The 13,217-nt window shown below is 59.5% G+C and carries 12 protein-coding genes; 6 read left to right on the top strand and 6 right to left on the bottom strand.

What is annotated here, in order from left to right; translation table 11 throughout:
* Positions 1-9: 9 nt before the first annotated feature.
* The 4 genes from AD666_RS06790 to nudK are packed head-to-tail and all read left to right on the top strand — an operon-like array spanning position 10 to position 3,353.
* The gene (locus tag AD666_RS06790; protein WP_053149699.1) at positions 10-657 is read left to right on the top strand and encodes a nicotinamidase; all 648 of its coding nucleotides are present in this window, start codon (positions 10-12) and stop codon (positions 655-657) included.
* A gap of 9 nt (positions 658-666) precedes the next feature.
* The gene (gene pncB / locus AD666_RS06785) at positions 667-1,896 is read left to right on the top strand and encodes a nicotinate phosphoribosyltransferase (RefSeq protein ID WP_053149191.1); all 1,230 of its coding nucleotides are present in this window, start codon (positions 667-669) and stop codon (positions 1,894-1,896) included.
* A gap of 1 nt (position 1,897) precedes the next feature.
* The gene (gene nadE / locus AD666_RS06780; protein ID WP_053149188.1) at positions 1,898-2,728 is read left to right on the top strand and encodes an ammonia-dependent NAD(+) synthetase; all 831 of its coding nucleotides are present in this window, start codon (positions 1,898-1,900) and stop codon (positions 2,726-2,728) included.
* 28 nt (positions 2,729-2,756) lie between these two features.
* The gene (gene nudK / locus AD666_RS06775) at positions 2,757-3,353 is read left to right on the top strand and encodes a GDP-mannose pyrophosphatase NudK (protein ID WP_053149185.1); all 597 of its coding nucleotides are present in this window, start codon (positions 2,757-2,759) and stop codon (positions 3,351-3,353) included.
* Between the two features lie 13 nt (positions 3,354-3,366).
* Here the strand turns inward: nudK and AD666_RS06770 are convergent, their stop codons facing one another.
* On the bottom strand, positions 3,367-5,580 hold the full coding sequence (locus AD666_RS06770) for an LTA synthase family protein (protein WP_172679597.1): 2,214 nt from the start codon (positions 5,578-5,580) through the stop codon (positions 3,367-3,369).
* A 228-nt stretch (positions 5,581-5,808) separates the two neighbouring features.
* Here AD666_RS06770 and AD666_RS06765 point away from each other — a divergent pair, with 228 nt between their 5' ends.
* Positions 5,809-6,711, top strand: a complete 903-nt coding sequence (locus AD666_RS06765) for a LysR family transcriptional regulator (protein WP_053149180.1) — start codon at positions 5,809-5,811, stop codon at positions 6,709-6,711.
* Positions 6,712-6,838: 127 nt separating this feature from the next.
* Positions 6,839-7,465, top strand: coding sequence for a glutathione S-transferase family protein (locus AD666_RS06760; RefSeq protein WP_053149178.1), 627 nt, complete (start codon positions 6,839-6,841; stop codon positions 7,463-7,465).
* A gap of 70 nt (positions 7,466-7,535) precedes the next feature.
* On the opposite strand, the gene AD666_RS06755 is transcribed toward AD666_RS06760, so the two are convergent.
* The 5 genes from AD666_RS06755 to AD666_RS06735 are packed head-to-tail and all read right to left on the bottom strand — an operon-like array spanning position 7,536 to position 13,214.
* On the bottom strand, positions 7,536-8,666 hold the full coding sequence (locus AD666_RS06755; protein ID WP_053149175.1) for a glycosyltransferase family 4 protein: 1,131 nt from the start codon (positions 8,664-8,666) through the stop codon (positions 7,536-7,538).
* Positions 8,667-9,797 (bottom strand): glycosyltransferase family 1 protein, encoded by a 1,131-nt coding sequence (locus AD666_RS06750; RefSeq protein WP_053149172.1) that lies wholly within the window; start codon positions 9,795-9,797, stop codon positions 8,667-8,669.
* Positions 9,788-11,155: a glycosyltransferase family 1 protein gene (locus AD666_RS06745; RefSeq protein WP_053149168.1), complete on the bottom strand. Its 1,368-nt coding sequence runs from the start codon at positions 11,153-11,155 to the stop codon at positions 9,788-9,790. Before AD666_RS06745 ends, AD666_RS06750 begins: the two co-directional genes overlap by 10 nt.
* Positions 11,152-12,417 carry an ABC transporter ATP-binding protein gene (locus tag AD666_RS06740; protein WP_053149165.1) on the bottom strand — a complete coding sequence of 422 codons (1,266 nt, stop codon included), beginning with the start codon at positions 12,415-12,417 and terminating at the stop codon, positions 11,152-11,154. Before AD666_RS06740 ends, AD666_RS06745 begins: the two co-directional genes overlap by 4 nt.
* On the bottom strand, positions 12,417-13,214 hold the full coding sequence (locus AD666_RS06735; protein ID WP_053149163.1) for an ABC transporter permease: 798 nt from the start codon (positions 13,212-13,214) through the stop codon (positions 12,417-12,419). Before AD666_RS06735 ends, AD666_RS06740 begins: the two co-directional genes overlap by 1 nt.
* Positions 13,215-13,217 lie beyond the last annotated feature (3 nt).

Below are 13,217 nucleotides of genomic sequence, written 5' to 3'. Positions count from 1 at the left end.
AAACCCAGCATGAACAGCCTGACCCGCAAAACTGCTTCCTTCGATGTCGATGCGCAAAAGAGCTTCACACCGCTTTGCCCTGATGAGCTACCTGTGCCGGGCGGTGATCAAATCGCCGGTGAGCTGAATTTCATCGCGTCGCTGGCCAGCCTGCGCGTCGGCAGCAAGGATGCCCACACACCCCTGGCGCCATGGGTGGTCGCCGAGCACTCACAGATGCTCGTGCCCACCGGGCTCGCGCACGCTGACGTTACCTGGGTCAGCCACTGTGTCCCTGGTACCGAGGGGTTCACCCTGCTGGACGAACTGCCGACCCCATACGATTACGACTATTTCGTCTGGAAGGGCGTCGAGCCGGATCTGCACCCGTACGGCGCCTGTTACCACGACCTGCACGGCAAGCTTTCCACCGGTGTCATCGAGTACCTGAAAGGGCTGGATGTGGAACAGGTCATTGTCGGTGGGCTGGCACTGGATTTCTGCGTGAAGACCACAGCCCTGCAACTGGTAGCCGCCGGTTTCAAAGTGATCATTCACCTGCCAGCCTGTCGGGCCATCAGTGAGCAGGGCGCCGTTCAAGCCATTCAAGACTTGCAGCAAGCGGGGGTCCTGGTGGCCACCACCCGTGAAGAAACCATTCGCCAGGCAAACGTGTAAGGAGCCGACATGGACAGCGCATTCGATTCAAGCAACGGTGTCATCCAGAGCCTCCTGGATACCGATTACTACACCTTCACCATGATGCAGGCAGTCTTGCACCAGCACCCGAACGTGGAGGTGGAATACCAGTTCATCGTGCGTTCCAAGGAGCGGTTGGGTCACCTGATCCCCGACATTCGTATCGAGTTGGAGAAACTGGCCGGGTTGCAACTACGCGAGGGGGAACAACGGTTTCTGTTCAACAAACGCTTCCGTGAGTACCTGACTCCGGACTTCGAGCAGTTCCTCGGCCTGTTTCGCTTCAACCTGCGTTACATCCACGTTTCGGAAGTCGACGGTCAACTGCACATTCGTGTCCGGGGTCCGATGCTGCACTGCATCATGTTCGAGCAACCGGTCCTGGCAATGGTCAGCGAACTGCGCAACCGTGAAAAGTATCCCGAAGTCGAGCTGGCCGACGTGACCCGCAAGCTGTATCAGAAATTCGAATGGCTGGAGAAAAACGCCAGCCGGGAGGAACTGGCCGAGTTTCGCGTTTCGGATTTCTCCACCCGCAGGCGCTTGTCGTTCAGGGCCCAGCGGGAAGTGGTGAATGTCATGCGCAACGATTTTCCCGGGGTGTTTGTCGGCACCAGTAACGCCCACCTGGCTTACGAATTCGATCTACCGCTGATCGGCACCATGGCCCACCAGTGGCTGATGGTGCACCAGCAACTGGGGCGGCTGCGCGAGAGCCAGAACGCGGCGCTGGAAAACTGGGTGCGCGAATACCGTGGCCGGCTCGGTATCGCACTGACGGACTGCATCAGCACCGATTTTTTCCTCAAGGACTTCGACCTGTACTTTGCCAAGCTCTATGACGGCCTGCGCCAGGATTCCGGTGATCCTATTGTCTGGGCTGACAAGGTGCTGCGGCGTTACCAGGAACTGGGCGTTGACCCACGCACCAAGGACCTGATGTTCTCCGATGGTTTGAATTTCGAAAAATGCCTGCCGATCCTGCGTCATGTTCGCGGCAAGGCCAAATTCGGTTTTGGCATGGGCACCAGCCTGGCCTGCGATGTCGAGGGTGTCGAGCCGTTGAGCATCGTCATGAAACTGGTGCGGGTCCACGGCGAGCCGGTGGTGAAGTTCTCCGACGATCCCATCAAGAACGTCTGTGAAGATGCCTCGTTCCTGCGCTACGCCGCGCAAGTGTTCAACATCGCCCTGATCAATCCGCAATTGGGAGCCTGAGATGACTTCGCTTCAGCAAGACAGCATCGCCCGGGAACTGGGCATTGACCGACAACTCAAACCGGGTGGCGAACAAACTGAAATTGCCCGCCGCGTCGGGTTCATAAAACAGGTTTTGCGTGAGTCGGGTTGCAAGTCTCTGGTGTTGGGCATCAGTGGCGGGGTCGACTCTCTTACCGCCGGACGGATGTGTCAGTTGGCGGTGGAGCAACTGCGGGATGAAGACTACGAAGCGCGTTTTATTGGCGTCCGGCTGCCTTACAAGACCCAGGCCGATGAACAGGACGCCCAGGCTTCCCTGGACTTCATCCGCCCGGACCTGATTACCACCAGCAACATTGCCGCTTGTGTCGACGGGTTGATGGACAGTATCGCCATCGACGGCTTGGAGCCATCGGCCGAACTCACCGACTTTGCCAAAGGCAACGTCAAGGCCCGGGCGCGGATGCTGGCGCAGTATGCGATCGCCAATTTCAGCAATGGGTTGGTGGTGGGCACCGATCACGGGGCAGAGGCGGTGATGGGCTTCTTCACCAAGTTCGGCGACGGCGCGTGCGACCTGGCGCCGCTATCCGGTCTGACGAAGACTCAGGTACGGTTGCTGGCCGAGGCGATGGGCGCGCCCACGCATCTGGTACGCAAGGCGCCCACTGCGGATCTGGAAGACCTGGCGCCGGGCAAGCTGGATGAAGCGTCGTATGGATGCACTTACGAGGACATCGATGCGTACCTGATGGGTGAAGAGGTCTCGCCTCAGGCCCGTCAGATCATCGAACACGCTTACCTCAAGACGGCTCACAAACGAGCGCTGCCGCGGGTCCCGGCGTGTTGAACGAATAATCGAAGAATGGAGCGGGTGAATGACACAGGCAATCAGCACCAAAGACCGCGTACGCATCAAGAATGTCGAAGTCCTCTCGGACAATTGGTACGTGCTGCGCAAGACAACCTATGACTATCTCGGCCGCGACGGCCAATGGCGCGAGCTGACCCGCGAAACCTATGACCGTGGCAACGGCGCCACCATCCTGCTGTACAGCCGGGCCAAGCAGACCGTGGTCCTGACCCGGCAATTTCGCTTCCCTGCCTTCGTCAATGGCCATGACGACCTGTTGATCGAAACCTGCGCCGGCCTGCTGGATAACGACGATCCTCACACCTGCATCCGTAAGGAAACCCAGGAGGAAACCGGCTATGTCATCCAGAACGTGCGCAAGGTGTTCGAGGCCTTCATGAGCCCGGGATCGGTGACCGAGCGCATACATTTCTTCGTGGGCGAATATTTCGACGAGGACCGAAAGCACGAAGGCGGCGGCCTCGAAGCGGAAGGCGAGGAGATCGAGGTGTTGGAAATGTCCCTCGACCAGGCCTTGGGCATGATCGAAACCGGTGAGATCTGCGACGGCAAGACCATCATGTTGCTGCAGTACGCCAAGCTGCACCGGTTGTTGGATTAGATCTTCCTATGGCTCAACTGGACTGGGGCTCGCCCTCATCCTGCATGTCGTCCAGGTACTCTGGTTGGTCCGTTTGATCGGGCAGTTCGGTCACGACGCTGAAATCGGAAATCTCGATGGCGCCGACGCCATGGCCGAGCAGGTGAAAGGAAAACGCCTTGCGTGGTTGCGGGTTGTCGAAGCTGATGTTCATCACCAACGGCTGCTCGGGAGTGACCGCGACGTCTGTCGGCAGGTCCATCGGCACATCCCGTTCGAACTCCTTGGCCTTGAGGGAAATGTAGGCGGCATGGTCTGGGTCCACGGCGCGAATGGTCAGGCTGACGCGCGTTTGCGAACCTTTGGGCATCTCCAGGTATTGGGCGCCGATGAGGTTGTCGGTCCAGTCATTGGAGACCTGGGCCGGAAGCGGGATTTTTTCGTTGCTGCCGAACTGATAGCGCTGGTTCAGGGCGGTGGCTGACAGGCTCTGGCCCAAGGCCGTGGCCCGCGCCGCAACCAGTCTTGCACGCTGACCGCTGTATTGTCCGGCATAGTTGGCTTGATCAGCGATGAAACCTTCGCTGCGGTAATCACGGCAGCGCTGCAGGAAGTCGCATTCGGTGAACGTGTTCTTGCCGTCGTGATAGCGCAGTTTGCCGTTGGTGAACGACATGATTTGCCGACCGGTCGTGTAATCGCGGAACATCGAGCGCCCGGACAAGGACGAGGGCACCGGGAAATCGAAATAATCGAGCACCGAGGCAGTCAGGTCCACATGGCCATGAACACCGCGCTTGATTCTGGGCAGGGGCTCTGGCGCCAACATCAGGTTGAACCCCCAGGACGATGCCAGGCGTACGTCGTCCAGCCCGTGGGACTCGTCCGAGGTAATGACCACCAGGGTATTTTCCAGAACGCCCTGTCTCTCCAGGTTCACCAGGAACGCATCCAGCGCATCGTCCAGATAACCGACGGCGGCCTGCTTGGCGGAGTCGTAGCGTTGCAGGTAGTCGTCCGGCGCAGAATAAGGCTGGTGCGTGCCCACTGTCAGCAAGGTGAGCATCCAGGGTTTGTCGGCGTGTTGCAGTTGCCCGACGTAGTCCAGCGCGCCCTCGAAGAAGCTCTTGTCGTCCCTGCCCCAAGGGAACTCCAGATAAGCCGGACGAGTGAACCATTCCATGCCCAGGGTCGTGTCGAAACCGATGTGGGGCATGATCCGGTCCTTGGCCATGAAGCGCAGGCCAGCCCCTTGCAGGAAATGGGTCGAGAAGCCGTGCTGGCGCAGCTGGGCCGGCAGGCACGCCCGGTTGCGATGGGTCTGGTTCAGCATCTCGACGCCTTTGGGCGTACCGTCGTCGAGCTTGTCGTAGTCGCCACATAGCATCGCATAGAGACCGCGGATGGTCTGGTGGCTGTGCAGGACATAATCGGGCGTGTTCATGCCGCGTTCGGCCCAGGCACTGAGGTGCGGCATCAGGTTTTCCCGGTAGCTGCTGTTCAATGCCTGGCGGTTGGCATTGATATAGGCGCCGGGAATGCCTTCCAGGGCAATGATCAGAACGTTGTGCGCCTGGCCTGGTGCGGCCAACAGCTTTTGTCCCTCGAGGTCAAGCCGGGTGAGGCCCTCCATTGACGGGGCGAGGGTGGCTTCATCGCCTTCCAGCCAGAGCTGGGCCCGTTCCTGCCCGGCGGCGATGCCGGCGGTCACAAGCTGATGGGGCAGGTTGAACAGGTTCCACTGGTCTGCCTCACTCGGACGCCAGGATTGCACCGCGCCGTGTACCAACAACAACAGCATCGGCAACGTCCAGGCTTGGCGTGGTAAGGGGGGCGCCAGGCGCGGCGGGCTAGTTCGCTGGGCCGCCAGCCAGAGCACCAGCGTCGCCAGCTGGAGTGTTGCCAGCCAAGGATGGGCGAAACCGCCGCTGGTGGAGTTTTCAACGAATTGTGGGTCAAGCAGGTAATGCAGGTCCGACAGGTTGGGCATTCGCCCGACCGCGCTGATCAGTTCGATATTGGCCAGTGTCAGTGCACTCCAGGCCAGCAGCACAGGCAATACCAGCCACCCGGAGCGGCGGTGAAGCAACGCGATCAGCAACCCGCCGCTGCCCAGGTCCGACAGATAACCCAAGGGATCGGACCAGCCCAATGTCAGGCGCAGCACCAGGGGAACGAGCAATACGCATCCGACCAGGGTTATGAGGGACGCCAGGGGATGGCTCAGAGCACGGTAAATCTTGATCATGAAACAGGCCTTTCGATGAAGTCAGCCACATATCAATCCCGGGAAGCAGGCTTGCTCCACAGGGTTTAACGAGTCATAGGAAAGGGAATGGTAACAAGCGAAGCCGCCGATGGCCGGTCGTGCTGGCGCGTTGCGCTGTGGTTCGCTTGCCCAAGGCTCTACAATGGCCGTGCGGCGCGGCTTCGGGGGCGCACAAAACTTGTATCAGGATTTCTCGTCGGGGGATGGATGGACAGGTTTCAGGAAATGCAGGTGTTTGTCGCCGTCGCCCAGGATGCGGGTTTTTCCGCCGCAGCGCGGCGCCTGGGTCTGTCGGCGGCGAGCGTCACGCGTGCGGTGGCGGCGTTGGAACAACGCATCGGTACGCCTTTACTGGTACGCACCACTCGTAACGTGTACTTGAGCGAGGCAGGTCAGCGCTTTCTTGAAGACTGCCGGCGGATCCTGGGCGATTTGCAGGAAGCCGAAGACTCGGCCGCCGGCAGTCACGCCCAGCCCCGCGGACAGCTGACGATGACCGCGCCCGTGTTGTTTGGCCAGTCATTCGTTACGCCGGTGCTGGTGGACTATCTGCAGCAGTACCCCGACGTCAGCGTCAACGCCTTGCTGCTGGATCGAATAGTCAGCATGGTCGAGGAGGGCATGGACGTAGCCGTGCGTATTGGCGAGTTGCCGGACAGCAGCCAGCACGCCGTACGTGTCGGAGAAGTGCGACGCGTAGTTTGTGCGTCTCCAGATTTTTTCACTCGCCATGGCCGGCCGCGGCATCCTGAGGATTTGGAACGAATGCCGATCGTGGCGTCGTCGGCCACTGGCCAGATCAGGAACTGGACTTTCCTCGATGCTGGACAATCGTTGACGGTCCGACCGGCGCCCCGGCTGGTGGTTACGGCTAACCAGGCCGCCATCACTGCGGCCTGCCGAGGCTTGGGGATGACGCGCGTCCTGTCTTATCAGGTTGCAAGTGAAGTCGAGAGCGGTGCATTGGAGATCGTCCTGGCCGATTTCGAACTGCCGCCGCTGCCGATTCATGTGGTGTATCAGGGAGGGCGCAACGCGCCGGCGCGGGTTCGCAGTTTTGTCGACTTCACGGTTAACGCGCTGCGTAAACACCCGGCCTTGAGAGGCTGAAGTATTATTTCTCGTGGTGAAATGATGGATTGCGTTTTCGGGTCATTCTCTAGCTTTCGCTTGAAGGGGAAGATGAGCCCATCGACGCCGTTCTGCTGATGGCGTCACTTTGCAGCGGAGTCGTCCCATGAAACCCATCAAGCTTTATCATTTTCCCCTGTCCGGCCATGCCCATCGCGTCCAACTGATGCTTTCACTGCTGGAACTGCCTGTCGAGGTGGTCTTCGTCGACCTGGCCAAGGGTGCGCACAAACAGCCGGATTTCCTGGCCATCAACCCGTTCGGGCAGGTGCCGGTCATCGACGACGACGGTGTGATACTGGCCGATTCCAATGCCATTCTGGTGTACCTGGCACAAAAATATGGCGCAGGTCGCTGGCTGCCCACCGATCCGGTCGGTGCCGCCCAGGTACAGCGCTGGCTGTCGGCAGCCGCCGGACCGATTCACGCGGGGCCGGCTACGGCGCGCCTGATCACGGTGTTCGGTGCTTCGTACAACGCTGAAGAGGTGATAGCCCGATCTCACGCGCTGCTCAAGGTCGTCGACCAGCATCTGAGCGCCAGTGCCTACCTGGCGGGAAATACTGTGACCATCGCCGATATTGCTGGGTACACCTACATTGCCCATGCACCGGAGGGCAATGTGTCGCTCGAGCCCTATCCCCATGTGCGTGCCTGGCTGGCGCGAATCGAAGCGTTGCCAGGGTTCGTGGGCATGCCGCGTACAGCCGTGGGTTTGCAAGGGCATGCCTGAAGTAGCAGCCATCAGCGGGGTGGGGGATGGTTCCTCTCACCCTTTGGCTTGCCCTCTTGTTGCCATGCCTTCATGCATAGCTGAGCGCTTTTTCCTGCAGCAACCCTTCGTACAACTCCACCCATTTGCGGCCCATTTCTTCAGCGGTAAATAGCTGTTTGTAGCGGGCTTGCGCCTTGATACCCATTTCCTGGGCCCTGGTGGGGTTTTCCCACAAGGTGTGCATCGCCTCCCGGAACGCTTCGGGATGGCTGGGGGGGACGACAAGGCCGGTTTCGTTGTGGATATTGATGTAGCTGGTGCCCGTGCCAATCTCGCTGGAAATCATCGGCTTGCCGTACATTGCGCCCTCGAGCAGGGAGATGCCGAAGGCTTCGGAGCGCAGGTGCGAAGGAAATACGATGGCGTAGCTCAGCTCCAGCAGAGCTACCTTGTCTTCATCTCCGAGGAACCCAAGAAAATGTACGTTATGCAGGCCCAGCGCCGCGGCTTGGGCGTGAAGCTCTTTTTCCAACGGGCCGGCCCCCACGATAACCACGGGGTAGTCCACGCCTTCAAGAGCATCGAGCAGGATATGCAGGCCCTTGTAATAACGCATCACACCGACGAACAGGAAGAAGCGTTCGCCCAGCTTTGCCTTCCACCTCGCCATGCGTTCGGCGTCAGGTTGTGGATAACTCGCTTTGTTCAAGCCATAGGTGATGATCCGGGTCTTATCACGGTACGCCTTGAGTACTTCGCTGGTATGTACGTAGTTGGGTGACGCCGCAACGATGCGATCGGCACCGTTCAGAAAGCGTCGCATCAGGGGGCGATAGAGCATCAAAAGATGCTTCTGGCGAATGATGTCGGAATGGTAGGTAACCACGTAGGGTTTCTTGACGGCACTGAAAAAGTGAACCAGATCCATGAACGGCCAAGGGAAGTGGTAATTGATCACATCTGCTTGGGCGGCCAGTTCGCGGAATTTCTTAAGGGCGCTGTAGGAAAATCCCGTGGAAGCGAGTTGGAAGTTCAGTCGGGCTTGATGAACCTCATGCTCCCGTATCCTGATCGGATCGGGGGCGGGGTGCTCGCTCAGAGTCAACACCGTGTTGTCGACGCCCAATCGGTCAGTGCTGTCGCACAGTTGGAATATGACCTGCTCAATGCCGCCCATGGAGTCGGGCAAGTAGGTTCTGTAAAAATGCAGGACTCGCATTCAGCCTCCCAGGACCTGGCGATACGCTTGGACGGTCACCTTCGCACACCGTTCCCAGGAGAAAAGTGCTGCTTGCTGCAAGCCCGCTTCCCGACAGGCCTGCCAGTGCAAGCGGTCTTCTATCAACCGGCACATGGCGTCGCGCATGCCTTGCGGATCGTCAGTTTCGCAATAATTGCCCGCCGCGCCAGCCACTTCCGGCATCGCCGAGCAGCGTGTCGTGATCACTGGCGTGCCACTGGCCATGGCTTCGAGCACCGGCAGGCCAAAGCCCTCATACAATGACGGGAAGATCAATGCCCGTGCGCCCGCAAGCAAATGGGCGACCTCTTCATCAGGCAGATAACCTGCCAGGCAAACATGACCGCTGGCCATGGCGCTTTTCAACTCGTCATTGAGTTGCGACTGTTGCCATCCGCTCATCCCGACAATGACCAATGGAAAAGCCTGACGGATGGATTCAGGTAATTCGGCATGGGCGCGCAGGGCCAGCGGCAGGTTCTTGCGTGGCTCCAGGGTGCCGACACATAGAAAATAACCACCCGCTTCCAGACCATGGGTCTTGAGTACTCTGTCGATGGTTTCGGGGTCGCGCGGATGGAAACGTGCCGAAACCCCCAACGGGGCGACCCTGACGCGTTCGGCTGGAAGTCCGAAATACTGCCGGGTTTCATCGGCGATGAACTGCGAAACGGTCATGATCACTTGTGCCTGTTCTACCGCACGAGTCAGTCGTCGCTCAATTTCCTTGAGCCTTGCTGGCGGTTGTGTCTCGGGATACCGGACATGGGTCAGGTCATGCAGGGTCATGACGGTCGGACCATCAAAGGACAGCGGCCACAGGCTGGGTTCGTGATACAGATCGATGGCCTGGGAGCGGCCCTGATCGAAGCGTTTCTGTTCCATCCAGCGCCGTGCCCGATACGCTCCCGGAACTTGTCGAAGCAGGGGCGTCAGGCGCGAGTAACCCGGCATGGCCGCCTGGGGTAGCTGTGAACTCCAACCCCAGCCATGAAATAAGGACAAATGCACGTCAGGCTCTTGGCACAGGGCGGTTGCCAGTTCGGCCACATACTGGCCGATGCCGGTACGCGGGGCCTGAAGGATTCGCGCGTTGAAGGCTATCCGCATACGGTTTCTCTGTCGGGAACCACAGTCCCGGTATGTCGTTCGATGCGCTCGATCAACTGTTCACTGGCCTGGCTCCAGCTCAACCAATGCCACTGATCGAGGGAGCGATTGGCCGGGAATACCCCGCTGCGTTCCATGTCGACGACCAGGTTCGCCAGGCTTTGGGGATCATCCAGGTCGAAATAGACCATGAATTCTCCACCGATCTCCCGAAACACCTCGATGTCGCTGCCCATCGCCGGCAATCCGCGCTGCATGGCTTCGACCAGTGGCAGACCAAAGCCTTCCACATAGGAGGGAAACACCAGCGCCGTGGCGTGTCGGTAAGCATGCTCCAGGCTCTGGTCCGAAGCATCGTTGAACATGAACAGCCGATGGTCCAGCTGCGGGTGGCGCCGGATGCGTTCAATCAGGGCCTCGCACTTCCAGCCAATCTTCCCGATGATGCACAGTCGTGCCTGTGAGCCGGCCGCCCAGGCGCGCTCGAATGCATCCAGCAGGTACGCATGATTCTTGCGCGGTTCGATGGTACTGACCATGAGAAACACCGGATCGGGCTGCTCGAACAGTCGTTGTAGATCGCGATCGATGATGCTGTCGGCGTCAATCAGGTCCAGTTCGCTGCCCAGATGGAAATAGTCGAACCAGCGTTCGCGCACGCGTTGTTCACCAATGCGACGCACCATTTCCTGGCGAACCTGGTCCCGGATAGTGGTGGAAATGGCGATGTAGCCGTCGGCAGTGCTGGCAATCCAGTCGAACCAACGGTTGAACACCTTGACCAGTCCTTCGTCACAGAACTGCGGGTGGGTCAGGGGAATCAGGTCGTAGACCACCGAAACGATCCCGACGCCATCGCGCTTGAGCTGTTCGGCCAGTGGAAAGAAATCCGCATGCCAGGAAGAGTCCAGCAACACCAGTGTGTCGCCGTCCCGGTGCTGCAGCGGCACGATGCGCGTTGGGGCCGGTTTATGCTTGAGGAGGCGATCGATCAAGCGAATCGGAATGCTCAGACAGCCGAAGGCAAACAGCCTGCAGCCGATATACAACAGGCGTCGGGCCCACCGCGACTGACTGAAAGGACGCCGGGATTCCAGGGTCCGCTGTCGGAGCCAGAAGAGATTAGCTGCCTGTTCGAGCCGTCCGCGCAGGCTGACCAGGTCCAGCCCTTTGTCAGGCAACGGTGCCAGGCTTTTTACTTCGTACAGCTTGCCCCTGAGCATCACGACGGGCAGGCATTCACGCCCCTGATCGTTCGCCGGCAGTTCGCGGATGACATTGCGCACGACTCGCTGGATCCCGGAATTGGCTTTCGGGTTTTCATAAACATAAGTGCACTCCACCAGCAGGCGGGTCATGGCAGCTCCTTTTGCGGTAATGCTTCGACGGTGGGCAGTGCCTGGCGTTGAATGCTGGTACTGGCCTGAAGCCAGGAACAGCCGACAAAGTCTTCCTGGCGATTGTTGATGACGTGGAACACCAGCCCGTAGTCGCGCCACTCGAAGTTGCGGTCCAGATGCGAATCCAGACGCGACAAGCTCAGCGCAATGGAATAGTTGCCTTTACCCAGGCGCATGTCGAAACTGAAACGGAAGGTGACCTGTTCGCCCGCCATAAGATCGGTAACGGCCTGGTCCTGACGATGGGTGTTGATGCCGTACATGGGCTGCCCGAGGCGATCCTTGATCAGGAAACCCAGCACCAGCCGTTCGATATCCTTGCGGACCTCAACGCGGACCTGCAGGACCATCGGCTGGCCGACTTCAGCCACTTCCACCGGCTGCCCATGGCTATTGAGCAATTGCACATCCAGGATGCCGGCCTCGCCGGTACCGGAAATGGTGCGTACCTGGCCGTTGGCGAGCATTTCCTGGCGGACCACCTGGCCTTCACGCTGGGCCAGCATGGCGTTGTAGTAGTCCATCACTTCTTCCGGCTTGCCGCGCATGGCCATGCGCCCGTGTTCGAGCAGGATGGCGGTGTCGCAGATCGATTGGATCGCCGAGCGGTCGTGGGACACGATCAACAGCGTTGTCCCGGCCTTGCGAAAGCTGCGTATGCGCTCGAAGCTCTTGTGCTGGAAGTACGCATCGCCCACCGACAGGGCTTCGTCGACGATCAGGATATCCGGTCGCCGGGCGGTGGCGACGCTGAACGCCAGGCGCATCTGCATGCCACTGGAATAAGTACGTACCGGCTGGTCGATGGCTTCGCCGATCTCGGCGAACCCTTCGATCTGGGGCATCAATGCTTCGATCTCCTCGACCTGCATACCCAGCAACTGGCCCGCCATGAAAGCATTCTGGCGGCCGGTGAAATCCGGGTGAAAACCCATCCCCAATTCCAGCAGCGCGGCCACGCGTCCTTGGACCTGGATATGCCCGCACGTGGGCTGGGTGGTGCCGGTAATCATTTTGAGCAACGTGCTTTTGCCCGCGCCGTTCACCCCGACGATCCCCACGGCTTCCCCGGGCTGGATCTCGAAATCCACACCCTGCAGGACCCAGTGCAACTGGTGGCGTGGCCGGGAAAAGGGAACCAGCCATTCGAACAGCCGGCTCCAGCGGTTCGGATACTGTTTGTAAGCCTTGCCCAGGTCGCTGACGCGTAGCTGTCCCATCAGAGTTCATCCACCATTTCGCCGCCGCGTCGACGAAACATCTGCAAGCCTGTGACGCATAGCAACAAGCCGATGATCAGCAGCGGCGCCAGCGAACTCCAGACGGGCCACTGGTTGTACAGGAACAGGTTCTGGTAACTCTGCATCAGCGCCGTCATGGGATTGAAGGCCAGCAATTGCTGGATCGAGGGTGGAAGGATTGTCATGGGGTAAACGATCGGCGTGAGCCAGAACCAGAATTGCAGGCAAATGCCGAACAACTGCCCGACGTCACGGAAAAACACATTGAGAATCCCCAGCAACAAGCCCAGCCCGGCGGCGAACAGCATCTGCAGGATCAGCAATGGCACCAATGCCAGCAATGCCATGCCTGGCCAACGGCCGGAGATCATCAGGAAACCGAGAAACAGCCCGAGGATGATCGCAAAGTTGATCCCCGCGTTGAGCAGCACGATCAGTGGCAGGCAAATCCTGGGAAAACTGATTTTTTTCAGCAGATTGGCGTTTTCCAGGAACATCCCTTGGCTTCGGGTGGTGACTTCCGCGAAGAAACCCCAGGTGAGCAAACCGGCGCAGAGGTAGATGCTGTAGGCCATGCCATCCTCCACACCCGGCAGACGCGCACGCATGATGTGGGAAAAGATCACGGTGTACACCAGGATCATCGACAGTGGATTGAGCACCGTCCAGAGTGCGCCGAAGAGTGAGTTGCGGTAACGCGCCTGGAACTCACGCTTGACGCTGCCCAGGATGAAGCCGCGATAACCCCAGAATGCGCGATGCAAGGACAACAACATCAG

Origin of the sequence: Pseudomonas sp. Pf153 (genome assembly GCF_001269775.1) — a bacterium.
In the GTDB taxonomy this organism is placed as follows: domain Bacteria; phylum Pseudomonadota; class Gammaproteobacteria; order Pseudomonadales; family Pseudomonadaceae; genus Aquipseudomonas; species Aquipseudomonas uvaldensis.
Note: the sequence above shows the minus strand (reverse complement) of the source record. Positions and strands in the feature narration are given on the sequence as shown.